Origin of the sequence: Gordonia sp. DT218, from assembly GCF_049847105.1 — a bacterium.
GTDB lineage: Bacteria > Actinomycetota > Actinomycetes > Mycobacteriales > Mycobacteriaceae > Gordonia.
Genome location: NZ_JBNCNS010000004.1, coordinates 251,322 through 276,757, shown reverse-complemented (window position 1 = coordinate 276,757; position 25,436 = coordinate 251,322). Strand labels below are relative to the sequence as shown.

Sequence of the window (25,436 nt, the reverse complement as noted above, 5' to 3'; positions counted from 1 at the left end):
AGCCGGACCGCGACGATCAGCGTGGCGCCATCCTGATGGCGCCATCCATGCGGATGGTCTCGCCGTTGAGGTAGTTGTGCTCGACGATCACCTGGGCGAGCTGTGCGTACTCCTCGGGCTCACCGAGTCGCTGCGGGAACGGGATGGCCCCGGCCAGCGTCTGCTGGAACTCGGGTGTGACGCCCGCCAGCATCGGCGTCTTGATGGTGCCGGGTGCAATGGTGCACACGCGAATCCCGGCCCGCGCGAGATCGCGGGCCGCCGAGATGGTCATCGCATGCACGCCACCCTTGGACGCGGCATACGCGATCTGGCCGATCTGCCCCTCGAACGCGGCGACGGATGCGGTGTTGATGATGACGCCGCGCTGACCATCGTGGTCGACGGTCGGCTCGGTGGCCATCTGTTCGGCGGCCAGACGCATGACGTTGAACGTGCCGACCAGGTTGATGTTGATGATCTTCTGGAAGAGGCTCAGATCGTGCGGTCCGTCCTTGCCGAGGATGCGCGCGGCCCAGCCGACGCCGGCACAGTTGACCGTGACGCGCAGCGGAGGAGCCGTGTCGGCGAGGGTCTCGATCGCGGCCCGCACGTCGATCTCGCTGGTGACGTCGGCGGCCAGCAGGGTCACCCCACCCACGGCCCCGGCCTTGTCGATGGCGGGTTGGAGATCGAGTCCGAATACCTGCGCGCCCGCATCGGCGAAGCGCGCGGCCGTTGCCGCGCCGAGCCCCGATGCCGCGCCGGTGACCAGTACCGATGATCCGGCTACGTCCATGAGCGATCCTTTCGAGGTGTCGGTGTCACCGATCACAATAGACAGCGCGCGGTGGGGGACGGACCACACTTCTCGGAATCACCGAACGTTCGTTCGGGACACCTCGTTCTGGTTGTCGGGCGCGACGACGTCGCTGCCGGGTGGGTCGGCGGGCGCGGATCGGCGCAGATGCCGGAGGTAGATCGCACCGATGCCGAGCAGCACCACGACGGCGCTGAGGGTGGCGATCACGGTGACCGTACCGGCGTCGGAGAGTCCCTCCCACAGCAACCACGCGGCGAAGCCGAAGAACAGGACGGCGGCGGCGCGGGCGATGGTCCGTTCCGGCAGATGCTTGCCGAGGAGTGCGCCGATCGCGATGGCGAGCGCATCGGCGGCGACCATACCGATCGTCGACCCGATCCACACACCGAGCCAGTCGTTGTTGGTCGACAGGGTGATCGTCGCGAGCATCGTCTTGTCGCCGAGCTCGGCGAGGAAGAACGACGACATGACCGCGAAGAGCACCGATTTCCCGACCCGGTCGGCCTTGGTCGACTCGTCGTCGTCGAGGTGGTCGCCGCGCAGTGTCCAGAGACCGAAGACGAGCATCGCGAGACCCGCGAGGATCGACATCACGTCCGAGGGGATCGACACGCCCAGGAAGTGCCCGAAGAACACCGACACGGCATGGACCGCCGCGGTGGCGAAGGTGATCGCGAGCAGGACGATCCACCAGCGATAGCGAAGGGCGTAGGTCATGGCCATCAGCTGCGACTTGTCGCCGAGCTCGGCGACGAAGATCACGCCGAAGCTCAGCAACAGGGCAGCAATCATAAGGGCCAGGTTAGTGTTGCCTCAGGCGGCATCGCAACAGATTGCCGAGCCGTATTTCCGCAGGTAGGACGCACAAAACTAAATGTTTGGGGACCCTAACTCATTCGATGCAGGTCAGGCCGCCAGCAGCATGGCGAGCACCGCGGTGTCGGGGTCGGAGTTGGGATCGATACCAACTTGGTTACGCAGAGTGACAACCGTCCCGTCGGCCTCGGCCCAACCGGCCCGGTGTTCGAGTCCGAGTTCGGGCAGCCCCGGCAGCAACACGCACCCCGACGCGACCTCCGAACACTCGGGCAGCGACGGCCGGGTCTGCGACGGGGGATGCAGCATGACCAGAGCGGGCGGATTGCTGAGGAATCGGCCCGCTTCCACGAAACTGTCGTCGATCACGTTGCCGACCGCGACCATCATCCCGACGGCATCGGCCTCCGCATCGTCGGGCCGTTCCTCGACGACCCCGAAGATGGTGGTGGTCGGCAGAAAACCGGGGCGACAGGCGATGCGTACGGAGGCGACGAGTGTCTGCGTCCATTCGAGCGTGGATTCGGGCCACCGGCCCGAGATCAGGATGCCGTTGAGCGCTCCCTCGAAGTGAAACGGCGTGAGGCCGATCGGGATGGATGTCGTCATCGCTGGTCTCCCTCGTCCACAGGGCGGAACTCCGGACTCAGACCCGAGAGCGGAGATCCTGTGGAAGAAATATCCACCCGGGATGCCTCGCAGACAACTCGAACACGAGGGTTGTGACGGTTCTTTTACACGCCGTAGTCCGCCGAGAGCCCGGGAAGCGGGGTCAGAGTCGGCGCTCTGCGGCCGATGTGTCCGCCGTGACACCGGCGCGCCTGCGGGACCAGGCACACTGGATGGGTGAGAAATTCCGCCCCGCTGCGTCCCATGGAGATGGCGTCAGTCGCCATCTTCGGTGGGCTGACCGTCGCGGCGATCGTGGTCGCCTCCGTGGTGCCCCTGGCGACCGCGGTCGGATTGCTGGCCCCGGTTCCGTTGGCGCTGGTAGCCGCGCGCACCCGTCCCCGGGCGCTGATAGCGGCCTCGGTGGCGGCCACCGGGGTGAGCTTCGCGATGGCGGGCACCGGCGCCGCCGCGACCGTCCTGGGCTCCGCCCTCGTCGGCGGCATCGTCGGCGACACGAAACGCCGCGGCCGCGGCCTCGGGACGATCACGATGGCGAGCCTGATCGCATCACCGATCATCGGGGGTCTCTCGGTGCTCGTGCTGCTGGTCCTGGTGCCATTGCGGAAACTGGCTCTCGAGGCGCTCGGCAACACCATCGGCGGACTGGTGAAGCTGCTCGACAACTTCCCCGCCCTGTCCGGGCTCGCCGACACGGTCGATTCGCTCGGCAACAGCATGGTCGACCAGTGGTGGATCTGGATGTGGGTGTCGGGTGCCCTGGGCACCGCGCTCTCCCTCGCGGTGGCGTGGTGGCTGCTCGGTGGAGTCGTCGGCCGACTCGCGGACGTCCCGAGCGAGGACACGCTGGACGCAGGCGATGTCGCCGACGGCGACGCACCGGTCGGTCCGCTACCGCTCACGTTGTCGGGCGTTGGCTTCCGATACGGACCGGAGATGCCGCAGGTCCTCGACGACGTGCATGTGACGTTGACGCCGGGCGAGTTCGTCGCGGTGGTCGGCGCCAACGGTTCCGGCAAGTCGACGCTGGCGAAGATCCTGGCCGGTCGGGCACCGACGTCGGGTTCGGTCACCCGGCCGGGTGCGGCGGGGCTCGGGCGTCACGGGGGTACCGCGATGGTGCTGCAGCGTCCGGAGACCCAGATGCTCGGTTCGCGTGTCGCCGACGACGTGGTGTGGGGGCTGCCGCCCGGTGTGGACGTCGATGTGGAAGCGCTGCTGGCCGAGGTCGGACTCGCCGGGCTGGGGGCGCGTGAGACATCAGATCTGTCTGGTGGTCAGCAGCAGCGACTGGCCGTCGCCGCGGCGCTCGCGCGCGAGCCGGCGCTGCTCATCGCCGACGAGGTGACCTCGATGGTCGATCCCACCGGCCGCGACGAACTTCTCGCCCTCCTCGCCGACCTGCCGTCCCGTCGCGGGATGACGGTCGTGCTCATCACCCACCGTGGCGCGGAGGCCGCGGCCGCCGACCGGGTGGTCCACCTGCACCTCGGACGGGTCATCGATCATCCGCCACAGTGGGTTCCACGGCCCGGCTCGGTCGAGGAGCCGGTGGTGCTGACCGGGCTCGACGCCGTACCCGGCGCGGCCACCGGCGAACCGCTGCTGGTGCTCGACAGCGTCGGCCACACCTATCTGCGGGGTTCCCCATGGCAGGTGAAGGCGCTGCACGACGTGTCCCTCACCGTGTGCCGGGGCGACGGCGTGTTGGTGGTCGGCGGGAACGGTTCGGGCAAGACGACACTTGCGTGGATCATGGCCGGACTCATCGGGCCGACGGCCGGCACGGCCGATCTGCGCGGCAAACCGGTGACCGGTCAGGTCGGTGACGTCGCGCTGGCCTTCCAGCACGCCCGCCTGCAATTGCAGAAACAGACCGTCGGCGACGAGATCATGGCCGCGGGTGGCATCGAGGTCGGCACCGCGGAGGTCGCGCGCGTGCTCGAGTCGGTCGGACTGCCCCGCGAGATGGCGGCCCGGCGGATCGATTCGCTCAGCGGCGGTCAGATGCGCCGCGTGGTGCTCGCCGGACTGGTCGCGCGGCGGCCCAAGGTCCTCATCCTCGACGAACCGCTCGCCGGTGTGGACCCCTACGCCCGCACCGAGATCGTCGCGATGCTCGCGCGGCTACGGGCCGACGGACTGACCATCGTGATCATCTCCCACGATCTGACCGACCTCGACGCGGTGGTGAACCGTCGGGTCCAGCTGACCGACGGCACGCTGGCCACGTTGTCCGAACCGTCGAAGACGCTCGGGACACCGAACTTTCAGTCCGCATCACCGGAGGTGGCCGAATGAGCGTACAGACAGTTCCGCTCCGGCAGGTGCCGGGTGATTCGCTGATCCACCGCCTCTGGGCGGGTACCAAGCTGATCGTCGTGATGGCCCTTGGCGTGATGACCTGGGTGTTGCCGTCGTGGCCTGCGCTCGGGTTGGTCGCCGTAGTGGTGCTCCTGACGGCGATCATCGCGGGCATCCCGCTCGGCGCGATTCCCCGTCCGCCGTGGTGGTTCTGGGGTCTGATCATCGCGGGCGGCGCACTCAACCTGACGTTCGGGCCGTCGGCGCTGGTGGTCTATCTGCGGGCCGTCACGTTGGGACTCGTCCTGGTGGCGAGTTCGATCCTGGTGATCTGGACGACGGCAATGGCCGAGGTGGCACCTGCGATCGCGACATTGATGCGGCCGCTGCGGATTCTGCGCCTTCCGGTCGACGAGTGGGCCGTCGCGATCGCGTTGTGCCTGCGCGGTCTGCCGCTGCTCATCGAGGAGTTGCGGATGCTGCGGGCCGCCCACCGGCTACGCCCGTCCGCTCCGGCGCGCAGTGGTCACCCGGCCGCGGAGATGGGTGTGGTGGACATGATCACGGCCGCGTTGTCGAGCGCGCTGCGGCGCAGTGCGGAGATGGCGGAGGCGATCACCGCCCGCGGCGGTACCGGGCGTCTCACCGCGTATCCGTCGCGACCGGGACTCCGTGATGCCGTGGTGCTCGTCGTCGTCGGAATCGCCTGTGCCGGCGCAATCGTCGCGACGATCCTGCTCTGACCCGACCCGCCGACCGTGCGCACTTTCGTGTCGATCGTGCGCGAAATCCCGCCGACCGTGCGCAGTTTCGTGCCGATCGTGCGCGAAATCCCGCCGACCGTGCGCACTTTCGTGCCGATCGTGCGCGACGACCGGTCGATGCGCACAGTGGGCGGGATTCTGCGCACAGTGGGCGAGTTTCTGTGCCCGATCGACGAAGGTCTGTGCCCGCTCGACGGACGACTGTGCCCGCTCGGCAGACGACTGTGCCCGCTCGGCAGACGACGACGGCGGCCACCCGATTGTGGGTGACCGCCGTCGAGGTCGATCGAGTCAGGGCGATCAGGCGGGGACGATGAGTCCTGCGCCCTGCTTGCTTGCCGTCGCGAAGCGCTCGGCCGCGTCGGCCCAGTTGACCACGTTCCACCACGCCTTCACGTAATCCGGCTTGACGTTCTGGTAGTCGAGGTAGAAGGCGTGCTCCCACATGTCGAGCATGACGACCGGGATGATCGCCGCGGGGATGTTGCCGCTCTGGTCGGTCAGCTGCAGGATCACCAGATTCTTGCCGATGGTGTCGTAGCCGAGGATGGCCCAGCCGCTGCCCTGCAGGGTGGTCGCGGCGGCGGTGAAGTGCGCCTTGAACTTGTCGAAGCTGCCGAACTGATCGTCGATCGCCGCGGCGAGATCACCTTCGGGCTTGTCACCACCGTTGGGGGACAGGTTCTTCCAGAAGATCGAGTGGTTGGTGTGGCCACCGAGGTGGAACGACAGGGTTGCCGAGAGTCCGTAGACCTTGCCGGCGATGGTCTCGTCGTCGCGGGCCGCGGCCAGCTTCTCGAGGGTGTCGTTTGCGCCCTTCACATAGGTGGCATGGTGCTTGTCGTGATGGAGCTCCATGATCCTGCCGGAGATGTGCGGCTCCAGTGCCGCGTAGTCGTACGGGAGATCCGGCAAGGTGTATTCAGCCACGATTTTCCTCTCTGAGGTGCTGTGCGTTTCTCACTGCGCGCGTGAAAAGCTGCGACGTCTGACGTCGGTCACGCGGGTACTTCCACCCTTACCCACAGCATGGGGGATTGCAAACATTGCGGCGGAATCCACTTCAAGTGCGGTTGAAGTTCTCCTCGCCGAGATCGGCGTCGGACCGCCTGGTCAGATGACGATCAGGAGGACGAGCAACGCGATCAGCCCGGCGATGCTCGCGGCCGTACCGAAACACGCGGAGCGGACGTCGTACGTCGCTCGCGGCGCCGCGGCGCGAGGGCTCATCGCTCGACGGAGGTCCGTGCTCGCGTGCGTTGCCATCGAAACCCTTCGTCGTCGCTGATCGCGGCTGCATTTGCCGCGGGGCCGGACCGGCAGTGGTGACCCAGAGTGACTGTGGTCACACACCCAATGGTCGCGTCATAGTAGGCAGACCGTCGGGCATACATCAACCCCGACGGTGTCGGCCGCGGGCGTAGGATCGGGGCATGTCATGGCTTGACCAGCTACTTTCCGGGCAATCGCACAAGCGTCATCTCGTACCCGCCGATCAGGCGCTGCCCGGCCGCGACGCGGCGGTGCCGGTCGCGGCCGATCACCTTCTCCTGAGGCATCCGATGAAGGGTGCGACCGACCCGGACGGGAACGGGATCGGCGAGTTCGGCGACGGGCTCTCGGCCGTGGTCCTCGCGGGCGGATGTTTCTGGGGTATCGAGGAGATCTTCTGGCAAGTACCGGGGGTCTACACGACCGCCGTCGGCTACGCAGGCGGGTACACGTCGAATCCCTCCTACGAGGAGGTCTGTACCGCCCGCACCGGGCACACCGAATCGGTTCTGGTGGTGTTCGATCCGTCGATGATCGATCTCGAGGGCGTGCTGAAGATCTTCTGGGAGAGCCACGATCCCACTCAGGAGATGCGGCAGGGCAACGACGTCGGGACGCAGTACCGGTCGGCGATCTACACGGTGTCGGAGTCCGATGCCGAGGTCGCCCGGTCCACTGCCGAGAAGTTCGGCACGGTGCTGGCCGATGCCGGACTGGACCCGATCGCCACGGAGATCAAGCCGCTCGCGGAGGCCGGCGACGGCCGCTTCTACTATGCCGAGGACTACCACCAGCAGTACCTCGCGAAGAATCCGCACGGCTATCGGTGCCACGCGGCCACGGGCCTGCACTACCCGGCCGCCTGATCGGTGGCCGACGAGATCAGTCCGGGTCAGTGGAACCGGACGCTGCTGCAGCGCCAGCATCTGCTCGACCGCGTCGATGAGGACGCCATCGAGGTGCTCGACCGTTGCGTCGGCCTCCAGGCCCAGGAACCCAAGGCGCCGTTCTTCGGTTTGTGGTCGCGTATCAACGATTTCGATCCCGCGGAACTCGACGGGCTGCTGACCGATCGGGAGGTCGTCCGGATGGCGCTGCTGCGATCGACGGTCTTCCTGATCGACGCCGAGGACGCACGATGGATCCGGCCGATCGCGCAACCGTTGCTGGACACCGAGGTCGCGATCCATGAGCGACGTCTCGCCGGCACCGCCGCCGCCGACGTGCTCGCCGAGGCGGCCGAACTGCTGACGGGCCGGGAGATGTCCGGGGCGGCCCTGGGTCGTGAACTGGCACAACGGCACCCCGACGACGACCCGTCGACGCTGGTCGCGGTCGCGAGGTGTGGGTTGCCGCTGGTCCAGGTGCCACCCCGCGGACTCTGGCGGGGCTCCGCGGCGCCCACCTATCAGCTCTTCGACGACTGGGTCGGGCCCGGCGAACCGGCGGTCGTCGACGACGAGGCCCGTAAGGACCTCATCCGGCTCTATCTCCGGGGATTCGGTCCCGCGACGGTGCAGGGGATCCAGACCTGGTGCGGGCGTACCAGGCTGCGGCCGCTGCTCGACGCGATGGAAGCCGATTGGGAACTCGTGATCCGCACCGGTCCGGACGGAGAGCAACTGTTCGACCTCGACGGTCTCGACATCGTGGACGAGGACGTTCCCGCGCCGGTCCGGTTCATTGCTCCGTACGACAACGTGATTGTGGCGCAAGCAGATCGACGTCGGATCGCCGACGACGACCGCTATCGGAGCCTCCTCACCGCGAACGGCCGATACCCGGGTTTCGTGCTCGTCGACGGCCGTCTCGCCGGCTCATGGCGGGTGGAGGACGACCGCGTGGTCGCGGACATGATGATCGACCTCCCGCGTCGTGGCCGTGCCGAACTCGAAGTCGAACGTCAACGACTGCAACAGTTCTGCGATACGCGAGCCTGAATCACTCGCCGGTGCGCGGGTTGCGGCTCGTGATGCAGTATCGCCTGCCCACGGGATCTGACATCACCGTCCAGGTCGGGAACTCTTCGACGACGCGTGCGCCCCAGTCCTCGTGCCGCGCGACCTCGTCCTCGACCGCGGTGGCGGCCAGGTCGAGATGCCCGCCGGCTGACGTCGCGGTGTCATCTGGCCCGTTGCGCTGCAACAGGATGCCGACAGCCAGGTCGTGGTCGCGACGCAGGCGGAGAAATTCGGGACGGATGGTCGGCTCAGTGGGCATGCCGGTGAACCGGGTCCAGAACTCGACCTCGCGCTCGTGGAGTTCGCGTGGGATGTCGATGCACACCTGGTCGATGATGCTGATCGTGTCGCCCGGCCATCGGATCGGCCGCGAGCGCTCGGACTCGCCCTGCCATTCGACCAGGCAGAACACAAAGCCTGCGGGCGAGGCCAACGACATGTACGCGGGCCCGGCGTGGTCGCGAACCACGGTGGCACCCAGGGCGATCGCCTCGGACGTCGCCGATCGCGGGTCGTCGACGTGGAGGTCGAGATGGATTCCGCCGGGTCCGGCGTCGATCCGTTGCACACGGAGATGGGGATCTCCGTTGAACGGCTCCAACGAGGCGAACTCGCGGTGTTCGCCGCGCGGCGGCGACACGGTGCTGCCGGCAATTGCGCGCCAGAACGTGACCTCGGCGCCGAACTGCTCCGCCGGAAAGTCCAGGAATGCGGTGAGCCATCGGATCTCCACGCCGAGAGTCTAATGTCGTGGCGGCCGTCGGCGTGCCCGATGACACCTGACGCGTGGCACTACACTCGGCACATGAGTCGTGGACCGTGGGACAAGGTGGCCAAACGGGTGGCGCGGTCGCGAGCGGACCGGGTGGCCGTGGTCCGGCTCGACGGTCCGATCGGCATCGGCGGTCTCGGCCGTTCCGGGCTGACCGCGGACAATGTCGAGTCTGTCCTCAAGCGCGCCTTCGGCACCGAACACGTGAAGGCTGTCGTGATCGTCATCAATTCGCCGGGCGGCTCGCCCGCCCAGTCGGAGTACATCGCCGAACGAATCCGCCAGCTGTCCGCGGAGAAGGGCGTCCCGGTCATCGCGTTCTGCGAGGACGTCGCAGCGTCGGGTGGCTACTGGATCGCCTGTGCCGCCGACGAGATCTTCGCTGCGCACACCTCGATGATCGGGTCCATCGGGGTGGTGTCGTCGGGGTTCGGTCTCTCCGATGTGCTGACGCGTTTCGGTGTACAGCGCAGGCTGTACACGACCGGCGACAACAAGGCCCGGTTGGACACCTTCTCGCCGGAGCGGCCCGAGGATGTGGAGTGGCTCAGGGCGTTGCAGGCCCAATTGCACGAGGCCTTCATCGCGTGGGTCCGGCAGCGGCGCGGCAAGCGGCTCAGTGCTCCCGACGACCAATTGTTCAGCGGCGACATCTGGGTCGGCAGCCGCGCAGTGCAGGTCGGACTCGTCGACGGGATCGGCGTCATGCGGTCGGTCATCGCCGAGCGCTATCCGGATGCCGAGATCACCATGATCGAGGCACCGAAACCCCTTGTCGCCCGCCTGGTGGGCGGGCAGGTCAGTGTGAACCAATTGATGGAGAGCGTGGTCGCGGGGACGGTCAGCGCCGTCGATCGGGCGCTCGCCACGCGTCTGCAGTGACGGATCGAGGGTTCATGCTCAGCCGGTCACGCCGATTTCTCCCCAACTTTCCCCAAGTTATCCACAGGGAAAGCGGTTATCGTGAAGAACCTTTGACTGTGACGTGGGTCTGCACGCTGTCGAATAGTCTCAACCGTTGCGCAACCAGATCCGTGACCCCTATCACAACGGGTGTGGTAACGGTCACAGATCGGTGCGGCATGTGGCCTGGTTGTCCACAGTTTCCACAGTCTCATCCACAGCTTTATGGTGGTCGATGCACACCTCACGCCGGACGTGCAAACCGGCATGTGGATAGTTATATGTAGGTCGGCATAGTGTTGTTCACCTGCCGACGGCCGTGTCAATTCGGGAGTACGGCCGAAGTGGTTGTGCACAGGGCGCGCCGCGGCCCGGGCGGCTGTGCCACCATGGATTCGTGAGCATGGGCGACATCCGGCAGGTGCCGGTCACGGAGCTGCCGGACGATTTCACCGACGAGGCGGACCGGGTCCTGCTCGACGTCCGCGAGGACGATGAGTGGGCGGCGGGTCATGTCCGGGGTGCGGTACACATCCCGCTGGGCGATGTGCCGGCCCGCATCGACGAGATCGACCTCGACGCCGATCTCCTGGTGGTGTGTCATTCGAGCGGACGATCGATGCGCGTCCTGCAGTATCTCGCACAACTCGGCTACGAGGGCAGCTGTGTCCGCGGCGGCATGCTCGCGTGGGTCGAGAACGAGAAGCCGGTCGAGGCGGGGAGTACCGGGTCGAAATGATCGACCTGTGTCCGCAGTGCCGTATCCAGGCACCGCATCGTCCGGGGCGCGAACGCTGCCCGCGTTGTGGCGGACCGCTGCGCGTGGTCGACAGTGATGTGATCGGCGACCGGGCGGGCCCGGCGCAAACGCCGCACGGCCCGACGGCATCCCATCGTGAGATCCAGGCCCGGCCGGCGGCGCCGTCGGCTCCGGGTCAACCCTCGAGCGGCCCGCGCAGCAGTCGGCTCTACCGGAGCAGGCATGTCCGGTGGGTCGCCCGCCGGCCGCCGGAGGCCATCCCGGCCCGGCGCCCAATGGTCGCACCCGGTCCGCGGCCGATCCCGCGATACGTCTACGTCCCGCGATGGGGCCTGCGTGATGTCCCGGTCGAGGCCGGCGGCGACGGTCACAATCCGCTGGAGGCGCTGACGGCGGTCCTCCTGCATGCACTGCGGCTCCTTGCCGGTGCGCTCGGGCTGGCCGCGGTCGTCCATCTGCTCCGCTACATCCTCCTGGTGGTGAACCGGTCCGTGCCGGTCGCCGGCTGGACGGACCGGGCATCGGCATTTCTGGCGATCTTCGGCGGGCTGGTGGCATTCGGGGTGTTCGTCTATGCCACCGTCGTCTTCACGAGGTGGATCACCGCCCTGCGCGACGATGCCTATCGCCGGCACGATCTCCGCGACCCGCGACCGAGGTGGCAGATCGCACTGCTCGCGGCCGTACCGTTGGTCAACGTGGCGGGAGCGGCGGTCCTGCTGCACGAGGTCGCCCGGATGCGCGACGATCTCGAGCCCGAGCGCACACGGCGCCGGCTCACCAAGCTGTGGGTGGCCTGGGCGATCGTCAACGTCCTCGCACTGATCGCGGTGATCACTCGCGTCGTCGCGACGGCATCGGGCTCGATCCAGACCTCTGCCAACGGACTGGCGGCGGTGGTGATCAGCTCGGCGGTGTCCGGCGTGTTCGCCTGGTGGCTCGGCACCCGCCTGATGGCGATCTTCGGTGCACCTCAGGACGAGCCGCTACCGTCGCGACGATGGGTGGCGGTCGCATGACGGGTGTCGAGCAGATCTCCCGATCCGGCAAGCCCGCCGTGGTGGCCCACCGTGGCGCCTCGGAGGCGCTCCCCGAGCACACCCTGGCGGCCTACGAGCTGGCCCTGAGTCAGGGAGCCGACGGCCTCGAATGCGACGTCCGGCTGACCAGTGACCAGGAGCTCGTCTGCGTCCACGACCGCACCGTCGACCGGACCTCCGACGGAACCGGTGTGGTCAGCGAGATGTCGCTGGCGGAACTACGCGATCTGGATTTCGGCAGTTGGCATCCGGCAGGCGACAAGGCGTCGGTGCTCACCCTGCGAGAACTGCTCTCCCTGACGCTGGATTGGCGACGGCCGGTGCGGCTGTTCATCGAGACCAAGCATCCGGTCCGCTACGGCAGCCTGGTGGAGCAGAAGTTGCTGGCGCTGCTCCACGAGTTCGGTGTGGGCACGCCGCCGTCGGCGGATCACAGTCGCGCGGTGGTCATCTCGTTCTCGTCGGCCGGGGTGTGGCGGATTCGCCGGCACGCCCCGATGTTGCCGACGATCCTGCTCGGGGACACCGCCCGCTTGCTCGGCGGCAGTGCCGCGACGGCGGTGGGTGCCACCGGCATCGGGCCGTCCGTGGAAACCCTGCGGCTGAACCCGGATCTGGTCGACCGGGCCGCCGCGGCCGGTCGGGTCACCTACTGCTGGACTGTCGACGAGCAGGTCGACGTCCAGCTCTGCGCGGATCTCGGCGTTCGCTGGCTCGCGACCAATCGTCCTGCGAAGGTGCGTGACTGGCTGGTCACCGTCGACTGAGTCCCGGGCTGGGGGATGCGGCGGATCTCATCGTGTCCCGATGTCGCGTGAGCGCGCCGCGAAGTCGGCGATGTCGGTGGGTAGCCTGGCTCGAGCGCGGTCGGCCAGATCGGGCAGTCCGAGAGCATCGAGATACGACGACCACGCCGGACCCGGAGTACGCAGCGCCGCAACCTCATCGAATGCGACGTGCCTGCGTACTCGCGCTGCGGCGGTGATCCGCGCATGGTCCTCGGACGTGAAGATCTCGGCAGAACTACTGACCAACGGATTGCCCCCCTGACAATTCGCCATGTCGCACTTGGGAAGTGCGCTCGCTTATCGGCTAGTGGCGCGGTTCGATGGTGTCGGTGAAGGCCAACTCGCCGGTGGCCGATTTGATGGCCCAGCGCTTGGCACGGATCGGTCGAGACCCGATGTGGGTCAGTGAGGCCTCGGTCTGTTCACCGAAGTCGTCGACCACGACAGCCTCCACGACGGTACCGTCGTCGAGAGTGGCCGAGACCGTGGTGCCGATGACGATCTCCGGATCGCTCGGTGCGGTCTCGGTGGCCGACTCCGCCTCGGGCTCGGCCTCACGCTTCTTCTTCAGAAGAGCCATGTCTGTCCGACCTCCTCCGTACCGCGGGCGGTACCGGCCACGTCGTGATGCAGCATGTGTCCTCCTCTGATTCGCGCAACCACACAGGTGAACTTCGTTCACGATAATAAAATACCGCCTCATGGTGGTGGGCGCAGCGATACGGCTCCGGTGAACTCCAGGTGAGCGCGAGCAGAAATCGGACGAGGACGTCACTGAGGTTGTGGAGGCGCAGGGCGCGCGCCGACACGGAGGCGTTCTGGTAGCCGTCCTCCCCGAAAAGCGCCAGGCCTGCGTCGAGAAATCGGCCGCGACGGTGATCCCGGCGTTCGCTCACCGAGATGCCGCCATGGGTTCGATCGTTCACGCCCATACCCGACCAGTCTGAGCAGGCCGGGTGCCCGATTCCGGCCACGCGGCGGGCCGCCACCCTCGGCTCGGCGGTGTCGCCTCATGAGAAGGTGGACGCATGGCGAAGAAGAGCAAGCGGGGCAGCGGACCGCGTCCGGGCAGTAATCGGGCCGAGCGGGTGGCCGCCCGCAAGGAGCGGCAGCTCGCCGCGATGGCACCGCCGCCCAGGCCCTTTGCGGGACTGGCGGCCGAGTGCGACCTCGTGGCGTTGCGCGCGTTCGTGGCCTCGGCCATCGCCGATCTCGCGCTCGTCGAACCCGGACCGGCCGAACCCGAACTGACGTCGGCGCTGCCCGACGATTCCGCCCCTTCGGCGAAATCGCAACGGCCGAAGGGTATTCGGAACGAGGTTCGACTCGCGACGATCCTGCCCGGCGCGGTGCCGGCGCTGGTCCGCGACGCGACGAACGGGCCCGAGGGCCTCGTCGCGATGCAGACCGACCCGGAGCCCGCCGACCTGACCGGATCGCTGGCCGAAGCCATCGAGTGGGCAGCCCACGCCGAGCCGGATGCGGAGTACGCGCCCGCCGCCACCTCGCGGTCGCTGACCAAGTTGCTCGACGTGGATGCGCAGCTGGAACTGGTCGTCTACGACGACTTCTCGTGGTGGTTCCCGGCGGGAACCGATGTGCCGCCGGAGATCGCGGACATGTTCCAGCGGGCCAACGACTCGATCATGCCGACCGCGCGTCTGAACCCGAAGAGCGGTGTCGGCGCACCCTGGTGGGTCGACGCCGGCGAGCGCGCCCATCTGAGGTGGGTGCGACCGGAGGACGAGGACGACCTGATGACCGCGCTGGCCCGGCTGCATGCCGCGGATCGCCTGACCCTCGGCGAGGGTTCGCGTTTCGCCGGATCGTTCCGCACCCACGGGCTGCTGGTGCCGGTGTTCGATCTGGACAACGAGCTCCACCATGAGGAGTGGTACCCCGGCCTGGACCGGTTCGACGAATGGCTCACCGAGGCGATGGCCCAGACCGGCGATCTCAGCACCGCCGAACTCCGTTCGCGCGATGGTATTCGCGGTCGGCAGGTCACACTGCGCTGAGTATGTGAAACGCGTCGAGTATGTGAAACGGGCTGAATGATGTGAAACGCGCTGAGCATGTGAAACGGGCCACGCGCGTTCTTACAGATTGCCGCCTGCGGCAGCAGGGGCAGGCGTCGCGGAAGCAGGCGCGCCATTGACCTCGCGCTCGACGAAATTCTCCAGGTCGAACAGATTGCCCTGTGCGCGTTCGGCGATCGTCTGCAGGGTGGTCATCGTGGCGACCTCCTCGACCTGCTCGGCGAGGAACCACTGCATGAACTGCTCGCCGAGGTAGTCGCCGTTGTCGCGGGCGGCCCGGGCCAGATCGACGATCTGCTCGGTGACGGTCTTCTCCTGTGTCAGGGCCAGTTCGATCGGTGCCCGGTAGTCGGCGAAGTCGTTGCGGGGAGCCGAGACGGCGGGGATCTCCACATCGATGTCGCGATCGAGGAAGTACTGCACGATCATCATCGCGTGGTTGCGCTCTTCGACCGACTGGGCATAGAAGTGCTTCGCCAGCTGCGGCATGTCGTGGCTGTCGTAGTAGATGGCGACCGCGGTGTACTGCTGTGCGGCGGCGAACTCGTTGCCGATCTGGTCATGCAGCAGCTTGTGGAAGACGGTCTCGTCCGTGGTGGCTGTCATGGGGTTCATCGTAGAAGGCCCGAAAAGCCCAGTTCAGCCCAGTTGAGCCTAACTGAGTTCAGCCTCACCAACATTCGGCTCGCCTCACCTCAGCCGCCGAGCACGCCGCCCTTGCCGGACAGGAGGTCGTCGGGGACGGCGACGCCCTTGCGGATGTAGCTGAAGAATTGTTCGGTGTTGTCCCCCACGGCAAGTGAGTCACCGTCGTCGGTGTACTCGTCCCCGCCGGTGGGTGTGGTGGTGGTGATCGGGTTGCCGCGCAACGCCCATGCGAGCCCCATGAGGTTCCAGATGTGGTCACCCTCGTCCACGGTGAGCGCATCGACCGCTCCGTTGACGAACGGGATCAGCCGGAACGGATTGGCGAGCACCGACGGACTTGTCGCCTTGGCCATCAAGGCATTCAGGAACTTGCGCTGGTTCACCACCCGCTCGAGATCGGCATTGGGGAAGGCACGGGTGCGGACGAGTCCGAGTGCCTGCTTGCCGTTGAGTTCCTGGCAGCCCTTGGGCAGCTTCAGACCGGCCTTGGGATCATTGAGCGGTTCATCGAGACAGATGGTGACGCCGCCAACGGCGTCGACCACGCTGTCGAACCCGCCGAAGCCGATTTCCGCGTAGTGGTCGATCCGGACGCCCGACAGCTGCTCCACCGTCTGGGTGAGTAGCTGGGGCCCACCGAAACTGAAGGCGGCGTTGATCTTGTGCGATCCCTGACCGGGGATCGGGACGTAGAGGTCGCGCGGGATGCTGATGATCATCGCCGAACCGCTCGGCGGCTTGTGCACCATCATGATGGTGTCCGTGCGGGAACCGTCGCTGTCGCCGGTGGAGAGCTGCTGACGCTGGTCGTCACTCAGGTCCGCGCGCGAGTCGCTACCGACGATCAACCAGTTCGTGCCCGGGGTGTCGGCCGGTCGGCCGGCGTAGGGGACGAGCGCCTCGGTGCGGTGGAGCTTGCCGTCGTAGTAGAAGAGCAGACCCACCGACGCGACGACGAAGAGGAGCAGCACGGCCAGGATGAGCCGACCGATCCGCAGCCGACGACGTTTTCGCTTCGGCTTGGGTGCCGGCGGTGCGGTCGTCGAGCTCGACCGTGTTCGGCGGGGCGGGACACCGCCCGACCCCCGCGAACCCGAACGACCCGGCTCCGCGGAACGCCTGGGCGGTTCGGCCGGGCGCCCCGGGATGGGCTCCGGCTGCTGAGTCGGCGCGTAGCCGGGTCTCGGTGACCCCGGCGAGTCCGACCATGCCAGCGGGGGCTGATAGCGCGAGCCGTCGGACCGGCGGTCGCGCAGATGGGCGGTGGGTTCGGGGGCGCCGGGCTGAGGCGATGGGGCTCGAGGCGATGGGGCCTGAGGCAATGGGGCCTGAGGTGGGGACTGGCGTGGGGGCGGGACCGGCCCACGTCCGGGCGGCATCTGTCGCGTCGGGCCGTTCTCGACGGGCGGCACCGGGTTGCGGCGGGGCGGTCGCCCGCCCGGAGCACCCCGTTGGGCAGGGTCACCGGAGCGCGGCGCGGGCCCGGGCGGGCCACCGTGCCGACGCATCATCGGCGGCTCTGGCGTATTCATCCCAACCAATGTACGCATCGCCGATCCGGATTCTGGCCCGTGAGCGGCCGCCTGCGACCCATCGCACAAAACAACATCACCAACTGTGACAGTGAGTATTGACACATACGTCCCGCGTATTTAGTGTCGGAGGTCACAGGCAGTACCGATCCGGAGGTGTGCGATGACCGTGACGACCCGCGCGACGACCGAGGCAGAACGCGATGACACCGCGGGCCGGGAGGCCGTCTCGCGGCGACTGATCAACGGCTCCGTGAAGCGGTCGTATGCACCGGTCGTCGATCTGGACTGGGATCGGGCCCCCGAACCCGAGCGCTACTTCCTGCCGCCCAGCGTGCTCAGCCTGGTGGGCACCGAGATCTGGGAAGGGCTCTCGCCGCAGCAGCGCATCGACCTGTCCCGGCAGGAGATGGCCAATATCCTCTCGGTCGGCATCTGGTTCGAGAATCTGCTGAATCGCACGTTGCTGGCCAGACTGATGGTCGCCGACCCGGCCTCGGCGACGACCCACTACGCCCTCACCGAGATGGGCGACGAATGCCGGCACATGGTGATGTTCGGCCGGGCCATCGAGTGGTCGGGTGCCCGGCCGTTCCAGATGCGACTGTGGGAGCGGGTCGGGATGGCACTGCTGCCCCATGCGCTGCGGGGCAGTCTCCTGTGGGTGGCCGCGCTGGTGGGTGAGGAGATCTTCGACGCCCTGCAACGCGAGATGCTCGACGATCCCCGGCTGCAGCCGCTGGTGGCCCGTCTCATGCAGGTGCACGTCGCGGAGGAGGCCCGGCACATCGGTTTCGCCCGCGACGGGATCATGCGGCGCAAGCCGATCCGCGGCCGATGGGAGACCTTCGTCGCGGCCAACGGGCACGCCTTCGCCGGTGTCCTCTTCCGCCGGCTCTTCACCAATCCCGCCATGTATCGCCGGGCCGGGCTCGACGGTCGGGCCGCGGCTCGCGCAGCCCGCGCCAACCCTCGGTTCCGTGAGGCCCAGGTACGCGGATTCGCCTCACTCGCATCATTTCTCGAGAGCGCCGGACTGATGAGCAGGCTCTCCCGATACGGCTGGCGTCGTGGCGGGTTCCTGTGACGGGCCCAGTGACCACTCCGGAGACCACCTCGGTCGCGGTAATCGGGTGCGGGCCGCTCGCCCGTCGGCTCAAGACACGAATCGGCCAGTCGCCGATGATGATCGAGATCGTCGACGACCCGGCGCCCGGTGATCTCGCGGTACGCGAGGCGCCGTCGCCGGATGGTGGCTATCTGGGCGTCGCCTCGGCCGGACGGCCCGGCGAATTCTTTCTCACCGATGAGCGGGCGATCGGCTACCTCGTCGACCTGATCGAGCACTTCGCCGTGACCGGCGCGAGGTCGGTGGTGGTGCGGCGGACGATCGAGAATGATTGGGCCGCAGTGGGTTCGGAGCGCACTCGCCGCAAGCGGCTGCGAACTTTCCGCCCGGATGACTACGACTGGGTCGGGACCGAGTCGATCGACGACGACGTCTTCGACGGCGACGCGACGCTCTCCGCCGACGGTGACGAGATTTTCGCGCACCTGCGCATCTCCGGGTATCTGGATCCGCTCGACGGGCTGTACCACTGGGCCGGAACGGCGTTCGGCACCGACGTGCGGACGTGGAAGGACGATCGGGTGAAGCACGTGACCGTGTCGATCGGGGATCGAGAACCGGTGGACGCGCGGCTGGCCGAGGTCACGCCGTCGGGTGCGGTGCGGGTCGTCGGTGTCGGCGCGCCGCCGTATGCGTTGGAACCACTGACCATCTGACGGTCGGGTCAACCCACCCAGCTGAGATGGTCGTGGAGCAGCGCGTACCCGACGAACGCGACGACGTCCATCACCGCATGTGCGATCACCAACGGCCAGACGCGTGAGGTGATCTGGAAGAACCGCCCGAAGACCAGCCCCATCACCACGTTCCCGAGGCCCGCGCCGACGCCCTGGTACAGGTGATAGCCACCGCGAAGCACCGAACTGGCGGCCAGTGAGGCATTCTCCGACGTGCCGAGCTGGCGTAGCCGGGTGATGAAGTAGGCGACCACGATGATCTCCTCGGCCGCCGCGTTGCCGATCGAGATCAGGATCAGGATCGGCCAGCGCCACCACACGCCGTCGACCTCGCTCGGCACCAGATGGGCGTTCATCCCCAGCGCACGGGCGATGGCGACCAGGGCGAGACCGGGCAGCCCGATCAGCGCGGCGAGACCGACGCCTGCCGGGATGTCGCGGCGCGGTGCCCATCGGCCGAGGCCGACCCGGTTCAGTCCGATCCCGCTGCGCCACAAGAGATAGATCCCGAGAGCGCCGATCGCGAACAGCCGGATCGCGCTCATCAGCTGCCGCACGAAGTCGATCCAGTCGAGATCCGAGCGCGACGGATTCAGTGCGACGGTGGTGTTCCCGATCCCTCCCGACAGCTGCGCCTCGATGAGCGAGAGCGCGGCGGCAATTGCGGAGAACAGGAAGGTGAGCACACCGACGATCGCCAGTTCGACGACGATGGCCCGCCGTTCGGTGGGGTCGGTCACGACGTCGACGGTCCGCGGGCGCTCCGGTGTCAGTACCGATCGGAGCGTGGCGCGCATGGCGCACAGCTTACGGGTGCGCGCCGGGCCGGTCAGTCGGGCAGGCTGTTGATGAACGGACAGCCCGCGAGGTTGCGCAGCGCCTGGGAGAGTTCGTAGACGTCGGAGACCGGCCGGGCGAAGGGCAGCCGGATGTCGGAATCGCCGGCCGGGCCCTCGATGCGGAACCGGATGCCGAAGCGATCGAGTCCGAGCGGACGGACGCGTCCGGTGCGCAGCGCTCGCGGCAGCGTGCGCGCCAGCCGGCCCACCACGTCTGCGTGGTCGGCGTCGAGATGGGCGATCCAGTCGGTTTCGTACTCCCAGAACGGGTCGGGGAGCGCCCCGGCGAGTTCGGCGGCCGGGACCGATGCGGCCCCCGAGGCCGTGGCGATGACCGCGCTGTCGATCTGCAGGCGCAGCATCGAGTGGCCGTGGCCGATGTCGAGGAGCCCGTCGTCGGGATCTTCGGCGGCGATCTCCACCGCGAGGTCGCGTTCCAGGTTCGACGGGACCGCGTGCAGGTGGCCGGTCAGCCAGATGAGCGACCGCACGCGTTCGCGGAGATCGATGGGAGCGCAGTCGGTGACCTCGACCATCGCGGCCATCCCGTCGGGGCTGTCGCCGGCGAGAAGCATCGCCTCGCCGTCGGTCGGCACGAGCACGAAGGCCTGTGACTCGAACAGGTGGATCACGTTGACGGGCGCTGTCTCGGCGCCCTCGACGGCCAGGGTCGCGCCGGTCACGCGCCGGCATGCGGTCTGGATCAGTTCGGCATCCGACGGGTGGTCGGTGACTGCGTGCGCCATGCGCTCCCTCGCTCTCGATCAATGAAGGTAAACCTAACCTAAAAGACTATGGCCTTGCTCGTCAACGTTTTCGTTCGGGCCGGTCCGAAGGCGAACTGGGCAGAGCGCCCGCTCGACTACGATCTTGTCGTGACAGTGTTCGCATATTTCGGGCCATCGGGGACCTTCACCGAGATCGCCCTCGACAAGGTGCTCGCCTCGGGCGTGCAGTTGCCACGAACGGCTGGTGACGCGCAGAAGATCGCGGCGAAGAGTCCGGCGGCGACCATCGAGATGGTTCGTGGGGCGGTCGCCGATTTCGGGTGCGTACCGATCGAGAGTTCCGTCGAGGGAGCCGTTCCGGCCACCGCGGATGCGCTGGTCCCGCCCGGTCCGGGCACCGCGGGCCGCGTGCAGGTGTTCGCCGAGGTGGTCCTCGATGTCGCGTTCACCATCGCCGCCCGGACGCCGATCCCCGCCACCGAGGTGCGCAGCCTCGCCGCTTATCCGGTCGCCGCCGCGCAGGTGCGTGAATCGGTCGAGAAGCTCTATCCGAACGCCCAGTTCGTGACGGCGTCGTCGAACGCGGCGGCCGCCGCCGACGTCGCGGCGCAACGCGCCGATGCCGCGGTGACGACCTCGCCGGCGGCCGGGTTGTCGGGGCTGGTGACCCTGGCCGACGGGGTGGCCGACGCCGACGACGCCTACACCCGCTTCCTCCTGATCGGGCGTCCCGGGCCGCCGCCGTCCGCGACCGGCGCCGACCGCACCTCGGTGATCCTCGACCTCCCCAACGTGCCGGGCAGCCTGATGTCCGCGATGAACGAATTCGCCTCGCGGGGAATCGATTTGACCCGTATCGAGTCGCGTCCCCGGCGAGACGTACCCGGGTCCTACCGGTTCTACCTCGACGCCGTCGGTCACCTCGACGACGACGCGGTCGGCGAGGCGTTGCGTGCCCTGTACCGACGGTGTGAGCGGGTGACCTACCTGGGCTCGTGGCCGGTCGATCGCGGCACCGGGGCGCCGCCGCCGGATCCGTCCGACAGCGCCGCCTGGTTCGCCGCCCTGCGCCGCGGGGAGGTCCGGTAGTGGCGCGGCTGCACCTGGTCCGGCACGGCGAGACCACGTCGAACGTGATGCGACGGCTCGACACCGCGCTGCCCGGCGCCGGTCTGACGGATTTCGGCGGACGCCAGGGCGTGCGGTTCGCCTTGGAACACACACCCGACGATCGGGTGGTCCTGGTCAGTTCGGTGGCGCGACGTGCCCAGCAGACGGCCGAGTTGATCGGATCGGTGTGGGGAACGAACCCGGACGTCGCCGACGGCATCCACGAGGTCCAGGTGGGCGAGCTCGAGGACCGCTCCGACGACGACGCCCACGGCGTGTTCAAGGACATCGTGGACCGCTGGCACCGAGGTGACATCGAGGCACGCATCCCGGGTGGCGAATCACTCGCGATGGTCTACGAACGCTATCTGCCGGTGATCGACGATCTCACCACCCGGCACCTGGTCGGACCCGATCAGCGCGATGTCTATGTGGTCAGTCATGGCGCTGCGATCCGCCTGATCGCGGCACGGCTCGCCGGTGTCGACCCGACCTTTGCGGCGAGCACGCATCTGCAGAACACCGGCAGCATCGAACTCGAGTACGTCGACGGCCTGTGGCGTCTGCACCGGTGGGGCGCCGTCACCGGTCCGTTCGGCCCGACGGTCGACGAACCGCTCGTGACCGACCCGATGGGCTGATCGCCCAGCCTGAACTCTCAGCCCCAGCCGTTGGCGTGCAGCCAGGCGTCGTCGATGCCGAAATGGTGGGCGATCTCGTGGATCACGGTCACGGCGACCTCGCGGACCACCTCGTCGCGGTCGCGGCACATCGCCAGGATCGGTTCGCGGTAGACGGTGATGGTGTCCGGAAGGTAGCCGCCGTACTCGTGGTCTCGCATGGTGAGCGCGACGCCATGATAGAGGCCGAGGATGGTCGGCTCCTCGGGGTTGTGCGCCTCGACGAGGATCACCACATTCGACATGTTGTCGGTCAACTCCGACGGGATGGTGTCGAGAGCGTCGGACACCAGCCCGTCGAACTCGTCGTCGGACATCTGGATCGGCATCGGCTCACCCGGCCGGAGCCGGCGTCTCGATCGGGTTGGGCTCCACGCCGGGCGGGAGGGGAACCGGTGTCGGCAACGCGCGGCCGGGGGGCGCCTGCGGCGGCGGGACCGGGAGTTTGCCGTTGATGAGAAGGGTGGACCGGGCATCGCCGACCAGCGTGGCGAACCCGCCCGCGTCGGGAAGGCCCAGGTAGCAGACGACCGTTCGGCTGCCGGCGAGCCAACTGGGCTCCGACAGCACCGACCACTGCACGTTCAGGGTGGTCGCGTCCAGCTTGTTCTTGCCGCCGAGGAATCTGTTCGCCTGGACCGGGCAGATGGATTGCAGGTAGTCGTTCTGCTGTTGGGCCGCCGGCCACGGTTTGCCCGAGAGTCGATCGCCGAACCGTGGCGCGAGGGAGACCGTGCCGGTGGTCTGGAACGCGTGTGCCTCGGTGCAGTTGACCGTGGTCCCGGTCGGCTTCCTGGTCGCCCGGTCGATCCCGATGCAGGTGCCGGCAGGCCACTGGAAGGACTGGTCCTGGTCGCCGACGCGTCCGACGAACTGATCCGGGGCGCCGTCCTTCCCGGTCTGCTGGACTCCGCAGCGCAGTTCCCGGGCACCCTTGTCCCACTGCACCTGCGACGGGTACATCATGCCGACCGAGAACCGTCCCTGCGGATCGAGTCGTCCGTCCAGGTACTGGTCGACCATCACCGGGCACTGCTCGTCGCGGATCGCGGCGAATCGTTCGGTACCCGGCCACACGGCGGATTCGCCGAACTCCGAGCCGGGCAGCACTGCGGTGTCCAGCGGTCCGGCGACCTCGAATCGGTGTTTCTGATCGCAGCCGACCTTGCTGGGGTTGCCGGGGTCGCCGGCGGGCCAATCCAGGCAATCCCCGGTCACCGACTTCGTGAAGGCGTTCTGGGCGATCCGTTCGTTCTCGCCGATGTCGGTCCCGCCCACGCTGCCGCTGTCGTTGAAGACCCCCATCGCGAGCGCGATGCCGCCGGCCACGATCGCACCGATCACCACCGCCGACAACACCACGCGGGTGGGGTGGGCCAGCATGGTGGTGAGCCATCCGCTGGGCTTCGTCGCCTCGTCCGGTTCGGCGTCGCCGCCGGTCGGCTGCCCCTCGCCTGGGGAATCGTCGACGACGTCCACACGGTCGGTGTCGTCGTCGCCGGGGAGGCGCACCCAGTCGTCGGCGTCGTCGGGAGTGGGGTCGTCGTCGTTCATCGGGATCCATCATGCCTGTTGTCGGGAGGGCGTAGTACCCCTGCCGTGCCCTCCGTCGTGCCCTCCGTCGTGCCCTCCGTCGTGCCTCCGTCGTACCGCTGCCGAGCGGCGACGATCGCCTGGCGCCGGAATTGCGCCACTAGACTCGCGCCCGTGACCCCCGACAACCCCGACCACCCGAACGAGGCCGGCGCCGAGGTCCCCGACGACATCGCCGAACTGGCCGGTCGGCTCTTCGACATGGCCCGGGCCGGCGATGCCGAGACACTGCGGGCCTACCTGGAGGCCGGGGTGCCCGTCGATCTGCGGAACCAGGCGGGGGATTCGTTGCTGATGCTCGCCGCGTATCACGGGTCGGCGCCGACGGTGACCGCGTTGCTCGACCACGGCGCGGACGCGAACGTCGCCAACGACAAGGGGCAGACGCCGCTGGCCGGTGCTGTGTTCAAGGGCTACGACGACGTGGTGGAGATCCTGGTGCGCGGCGGGGCCGACCCGTACGCGGGCGCGCCGTCGGCGCACGACGCCGCCCAGATGTTCGATCGCGCCGACTATGTCCGATTCTGGGAGCCCCCGGTCGAGTAGCCGCGAGCCTGCGACCACTCCGCCGGTCGAGTAGCCGCGAGCCCGGGAGTGGCGTATCGAGACCCCCGCCCTCAGCCCGCCCGGTTCAGCACGCGCAGAACCAGTTGTGCAACACCCGATTTACCGAGCTCCGTCGGATGATACGGCGCGGGCGGCTCGAATCCCGACAGCCACGGTGTCGCCGAGCACGCCGTGTGCGCGGCGCCGGTTTTCGAAGCGGTCACCAGCGCGGCCCCGGAGCTGCGGGCAGCGCGCGCTGTCGCGGCGACCAGCCCGTCGTGGACGCGTACGGTCTCGGCGACCTCTGCCGCGGTCAACGGAATCCGACTGCAGTGCGGCGCGTGCGGATCGATCAGAGGTGGATAGTCGACGATCACGACCTTGGCATGCGGTGCGCGGGAACGGACCTCGGAGACGATCTCGACGATCGCGTGCTCGACCGCCAGGTAGGCGGCAGCCGACGGCTCCGGACGGATCCGTGCGCCCACGCGGCAACCGCTGATCACAATGCCATGTGTCAGATCGGCGACCGTGTTCGCGCAGCCTTGCGCGGCGACGCGGCTGATGTAGCCCAGGTCGTTCCCGCCGATGGTGACGGTGACCAGATCGGTGTCCGGCGTGACCGCGGTGATCTGCGGGACGCCGGCGTACGGCGACTGGGGTGTCCGGAGAATGTTCGCCGTGGTCGCTCCGGAACAGGTGACGTCGGTGAGCGACAGGCCGCGGGCGGCGGCGACCTGGTGTGGGTAATTGTCCGTGGTCCGCAGGCACCGTCGATCCACCAGCCGGGTGGCGCCCGGACCGGCCGCATACGAACTCCCCAAGGCCACATACTTCGCAGCCGGGCGGCCGACCGACGCCGCGCGCTCGTTGCGCGCCGCGGAGGCCTCCACGTCGGGACTGCTCAGCTCGACGATCGCCATACCCGCGGCGACGATCGCGACGGTCACCAGAGAAGCCGCGACGGTTGCGGTACGCGTGAGAAACGCACGGGTCACGTGCATGCGGGGAGTCCTTTCCGGACCGGGCAGAGATGGAGGAGCGCCGGGCGAGTGCGGGGCGCGAGGTGTCGTGATGAGGATCGGCGGGCGGCGCTACTCCGT

Annotated in this window: 30 protein-coding genes; 16 read left to right on the top strand and 14 right to left on the bottom strand. The window is 68.0% G+C overall.

Annotated features, from left to right (window positions below; genetic code table 11):
• Nucleotides 1-16: 16 nt before the first annotated feature.
• From ACPXCG_RS16630 to ACPXCG_RS16620, 3 genes are all read right to left on the bottom strand, one after another.
• Entirely contained in the window at nt 17-778 is a 762-nt protein-coding gene (locus ACPXCG_RS16630) for an SDR family NAD(P)-dependent oxidoreductase (RefSeq protein ID WP_425793076.1), read from the bottom strand.
• Nucleotides 779-856: 78 nt separating this feature from the next.
• On the bottom strand, nt 857-1,594 hold the full coding sequence (locus tag ACPXCG_RS16625; RefSeq protein ID WP_425793075.1) for a TMEM165/GDT1 family protein: 738 nt from the start codon (nt 1,592-1,594) through the stop codon (nt 857-859).
• Between the two features lie 114 nt (nt 1,595-1,708).
• Nucleotides 1,709-2,227, bottom strand: coding sequence for a peptidase (locus ACPXCG_RS16620; RefSeq protein WP_425793074.1), 519 nt, complete (start codon nt 2,225-2,227; stop codon nt 1,709-1,711).
• Between the two features lie 264 nt (nt 2,228-2,491).
• On the opposite strand from ACPXCG_RS16620, the gene ACPXCG_RS16615 reads away from it, so the two are divergent.
• Genes ACPXCG_RS16615 through ACPXCG_RS16605 form a run of 3 tightly spaced genes read left to right on the top strand, consistent with a single transcriptional unit; the run spans nt 2,492 to nt 5,633 of the window.
• Nucleotides 2,492-4,549: an ABC transporter ATP-binding protein gene (locus tag ACPXCG_RS16615; protein WP_425793474.1), complete on the top strand. Its 2,058-nt coding sequence runs from the start codon at nt 2,492-2,494 to the stop codon at nt 4,547-4,549.
• The gene (locus tag ACPXCG_RS16610; protein WP_425793073.1) at nt 4,546-5,295 is read left to right on the top strand and encodes an energy-coupling factor transporter transmembrane component T family protein; all 750 of its coding nucleotides are present in this window, start codon (nt 4,546-4,548) and stop codon (nt 5,293-5,295) included. The genes ACPXCG_RS16615 and ACPXCG_RS16610 overlap by 4 nt, the downstream gene beginning before the upstream one ends.
• Nucleotides 5,259-5,633 (top strand): alanine-zipper protein, encoded by a 375-nt coding sequence (locus ACPXCG_RS16605; RefSeq protein ID WP_425793473.1) that lies wholly within the window; start codon nt 5,259-5,261, stop codon nt 5,631-5,633. The genes ACPXCG_RS16610 and ACPXCG_RS16605 overlap by 37 nt, the downstream gene beginning before the upstream one ends.
• Here ACPXCG_RS16605 and ACPXCG_RS16600 read toward each other — a convergent pair.
• Nucleotides 5,617-6,246, bottom strand: coding sequence for a superoxide dismutase (locus ACPXCG_RS16600; protein ID WP_164309992.1), 630 nt, complete (start codon nt 6,244-6,246; stop codon nt 5,617-5,619). The two genes, ACPXCG_RS16605 and ACPXCG_RS16600, sit on opposite strands and share 17 nt — an antisense overlap.
• Nucleotides 6,247-6,749: 503 nt before the next feature.
• On the opposite strand from ACPXCG_RS16600, the gene msrA reads away from it, so the two are divergent.
• Together msrA and ACPXCG_RS16590 are read left to right on the top strand one after the other, a co-directional pair.
• The gene (gene msrA / locus ACPXCG_RS16595) at nt 6,750-7,454 is read left to right on the top strand and encodes a peptide-methionine (S)-S-oxide reductase MsrA (RefSeq protein WP_425793072.1); all 705 of its coding nucleotides are present in this window, start codon (nt 6,750-6,752) and stop codon (nt 7,452-7,454) included.
• A 3-nt stretch (nt 7,455-7,457) separates the two neighbouring features.
• On the top strand, nt 7,458-8,528 hold the full coding sequence (locus ACPXCG_RS16590) for a winged helix DNA-binding domain-containing protein (protein WP_425793071.1): 1,071 nt from the start codon (nt 7,458-7,460) through the stop codon (nt 8,526-8,528).
• A gap of 1 nt (nt 8,529) precedes the next feature.
• Here the strand turns inward: ACPXCG_RS16590 and ACPXCG_RS16585 are convergent, their stop codons facing one another.
• Nucleotides 8,530-9,282, bottom strand: a complete 753-nt coding sequence (locus ACPXCG_RS16585) for a VOC family protein (protein ID WP_425793070.1) — start codon at nt 9,280-9,282, stop codon at nt 8,530-8,532.
• A 72-nt stretch (nt 9,283-9,354) separates the two neighbouring features.
• On the opposite strand from ACPXCG_RS16585, the gene ACPXCG_RS16580 reads away from it, so the two are divergent.
• The 4 genes from ACPXCG_RS16580 (at nt 9,355) to ACPXCG_RS16565 (ending at nt 12,791) form a co-directional block, all read left to right on the top strand.
• Nucleotides 9,355-10,203: a S49 family peptidase gene (locus ACPXCG_RS16580; protein ID WP_425793069.1), complete on the top strand. Its 849-nt coding sequence runs from the start codon at nt 9,355-9,357 to the stop codon at nt 10,201-10,203.
• 424 nt (nt 10,204-10,627) lie between these two features.
• Nucleotides 10,628-10,963 (top strand): rhodanese-like domain-containing protein, encoded by a 336-nt coding sequence (locus ACPXCG_RS16575; protein WP_425793472.1) that lies wholly within the window; start codon nt 10,628-10,630, stop codon nt 10,961-10,963.
• Between the two features lie 83 nt (nt 10,964-11,046).
• Nucleotides 11,047-12,003 carry a DUF4328 domain-containing protein gene (locus ACPXCG_RS16570; RefSeq protein WP_425793068.1) on the top strand — a complete coding sequence of 319 codons (957 nt, stop codon included), beginning with the start codon at nt 11,047-11,049 and terminating at the stop codon, nt 12,001-12,003.
• Nucleotides 11,985-12,791, top strand: coding sequence for a glycerophosphodiester phosphodiesterase (locus tag ACPXCG_RS16565; protein WP_425793067.1), 807 nt, complete (start codon nt 11,985-11,987; stop codon nt 12,789-12,791). Before ACPXCG_RS16570 ends, ACPXCG_RS16565 begins: the two co-directional genes overlap by 19 nt.
• 27 nt (nt 12,792-12,818) lie before the next feature.
• On the opposite strand, the gene ACPXCG_RS16560 is transcribed toward ACPXCG_RS16565, so the two are convergent.
• Both ACPXCG_RS16560 and ACPXCG_RS16555 read right to left on the bottom strand, forming a co-directional pair.
• Entirely contained in the window at nt 12,819-13,085 is a 267-nt protein-coding gene (locus tag ACPXCG_RS16560; protein WP_425793066.1) for a hypothetical protein, read from the bottom strand.
• Nucleotides 13,086-13,116: 31 nt separating this feature from the next.
• Nucleotides 13,117-13,392 (bottom strand): hypothetical protein, encoded by a 276-nt coding sequence (locus tag ACPXCG_RS16555; protein WP_425793065.1) that lies wholly within the window; start codon nt 13,390-13,392, stop codon nt 13,117-13,119.
• Nucleotides 13,393-13,840: 448 nt separating this feature from the next.
• Between ACPXCG_RS16555 and ACPXCG_RS16550 the strand changes: the two genes are divergently transcribed.
• Nucleotides 13,841-14,830 carry a DUF5926 family protein gene (locus ACPXCG_RS16550; protein ID WP_425793064.1) on the top strand — a complete coding sequence of 330 codons (990 nt, stop codon included), beginning with the start codon at nt 13,841-13,843 and terminating at the stop codon, nt 14,828-14,830.
• A gap of 81 nt (nt 14,831-14,911) precedes the next feature.
• On the opposite strand, the gene ACPXCG_RS16545 is transcribed toward ACPXCG_RS16550, so the two are convergent.
• Nucleotides 14,912-15,457, bottom strand: coding sequence for a ferritin (locus tag ACPXCG_RS16545; RefSeq protein WP_425793063.1), 546 nt, complete (start codon nt 15,455-15,457; stop codon nt 14,912-14,914).
• Between the two features lie 89 nt (nt 15,458-15,546).
• A complete protein-coding gene (locus ACPXCG_RS16540) occupies nt 15,547-16,470 on the bottom strand; it encodes an LCP family protein (RefSeq protein WP_425793062.1) in 924 nt (307 codons plus the stop codon).
• 7 nt (nt 16,471-16,477) lie between these two features.
• On the opposite strand from ACPXCG_RS16540, the gene ACPXCG_RS16535 reads away from it, so the two are divergent.
• The 3 genes from ACPXCG_RS16535 (at nt 16,478) to ACPXCG_RS16525 (ending at nt 18,816) form a co-directional block, all read left to right on the top strand.
• Nucleotides 16,478-16,663 carry a hypothetical protein gene (locus ACPXCG_RS16535; protein WP_425793061.1) on the top strand — a complete coding sequence of 62 codons (186 nt, stop codon included), beginning with the start codon at nt 16,478-16,480 and terminating at the stop codon, nt 16,661-16,663.
• Between the two features lie 531 nt (nt 16,664-17,194).
• Entirely contained in the window at nt 17,195-18,118 is a 924-nt protein-coding gene (locus tag ACPXCG_RS16530) for an AurF N-oxygenase family protein (RefSeq protein ID WP_425793060.1), read from the top strand.
• A gap of 8 nt (nt 18,119-18,126) precedes the next feature.
• The gene (locus ACPXCG_RS16525; protein ID WP_425793059.1) at nt 18,127-18,816 is read left to right on the top strand and encodes a DUF4873 domain-containing protein; all 690 of its coding nucleotides are present in this window, start codon (nt 18,127-18,129) and stop codon (nt 18,814-18,816) included.
• Nucleotides 18,817-18,824: 8 nt separating this feature from the next.
• Here the strand turns inward: ACPXCG_RS16525 and ACPXCG_RS16520 are convergent, their stop codons facing one another.
• Both ACPXCG_RS16520 and ACPXCG_RS16515 read right to left on the bottom strand, forming a co-directional pair.
• Complete coding sequence (locus ACPXCG_RS16520; RefSeq protein ID WP_425793058.1) at nt 18,825-19,634, bottom strand: CPBP family intramembrane glutamic endopeptidase; 810 nt, start codon at nt 19,632-19,634, stop codon at nt 18,825-18,827.
• A 32-nt stretch (nt 19,635-19,666) separates the two neighbouring features.
• Nucleotides 19,667-20,422, bottom strand: a complete 756-nt coding sequence (locus tag ACPXCG_RS16515) for a DUF2470 domain-containing protein (protein ID WP_425793057.1) — start codon at nt 20,420-20,422, stop codon at nt 19,667-19,669.
• Nucleotides 20,423-20,551: 129 nt separating this feature from the next.
• Between ACPXCG_RS16515 and pheA the strand changes: the two genes are divergently transcribed.
• Both pheA and ACPXCG_RS16505 read left to right on the top strand, forming a co-directional pair.
• Nucleotides 20,552-21,493, top strand: a complete 942-nt coding sequence (gene pheA, locus ACPXCG_RS16510) for a prephenate dehydratase (RefSeq protein WP_425793056.1) — start codon at nt 20,552-20,554, stop codon at nt 21,491-21,493.
• A complete protein-coding gene (locus ACPXCG_RS16505; protein ID WP_425793055.1) occupies nt 21,493-22,155 on the top strand; it encodes a histidine phosphatase family protein in 663 nt (220 codons plus the stop codon). The genes pheA and ACPXCG_RS16505 overlap by 1 nt, the downstream gene beginning before the upstream one ends.
• Nucleotides 22,156-22,172: 17 nt before the next feature.
• Here the strand turns inward: ACPXCG_RS16505 and ACPXCG_RS16500 are convergent, their stop codons facing one another.
• A complete protein-coding gene (locus tag ACPXCG_RS16500) occupies nt 22,173-22,523 on the bottom strand; it encodes a metallopeptidase family protein (protein WP_425793054.1) in 351 nt (116 codons plus the stop codon).
• Nucleotides 22,524-22,527: 4 nt separating this feature from the next.
• Nucleotides 22,528-23,748 (bottom strand): septum formation family protein, encoded by a 1,221-nt coding sequence (locus tag ACPXCG_RS16495; protein WP_425793053.1) that lies wholly within the window; start codon nt 23,746-23,748, stop codon nt 22,528-22,530.
• A gap of 240 nt (nt 23,749-23,988) precedes the next feature.
• On the opposite strand from ACPXCG_RS16495, the gene ACPXCG_RS16490 reads away from it, so the two are divergent.
• Nucleotides 23,989-24,333, top strand: a complete 345-nt coding sequence (locus ACPXCG_RS16490) for an ankyrin repeat domain-containing protein (RefSeq protein ID WP_425793471.1) — start codon at nt 23,989-23,991, stop codon at nt 24,331-24,333.
• Between the two features lie 71 nt (nt 24,334-24,404).
• Here ACPXCG_RS16490 and ACPXCG_RS16485 read toward each other — a convergent pair whose 3' ends face one another.
• Nucleotides 24,405-25,337 (bottom strand): SGNH/GDSL hydrolase family protein, encoded by a 933-nt coding sequence (locus ACPXCG_RS16485; RefSeq protein ID WP_425793052.1) that lies wholly within the window; start codon nt 25,335-25,337, stop codon nt 24,405-24,407.
• Nucleotides 25,338-25,436: the final 99 nt, after the last annotated feature.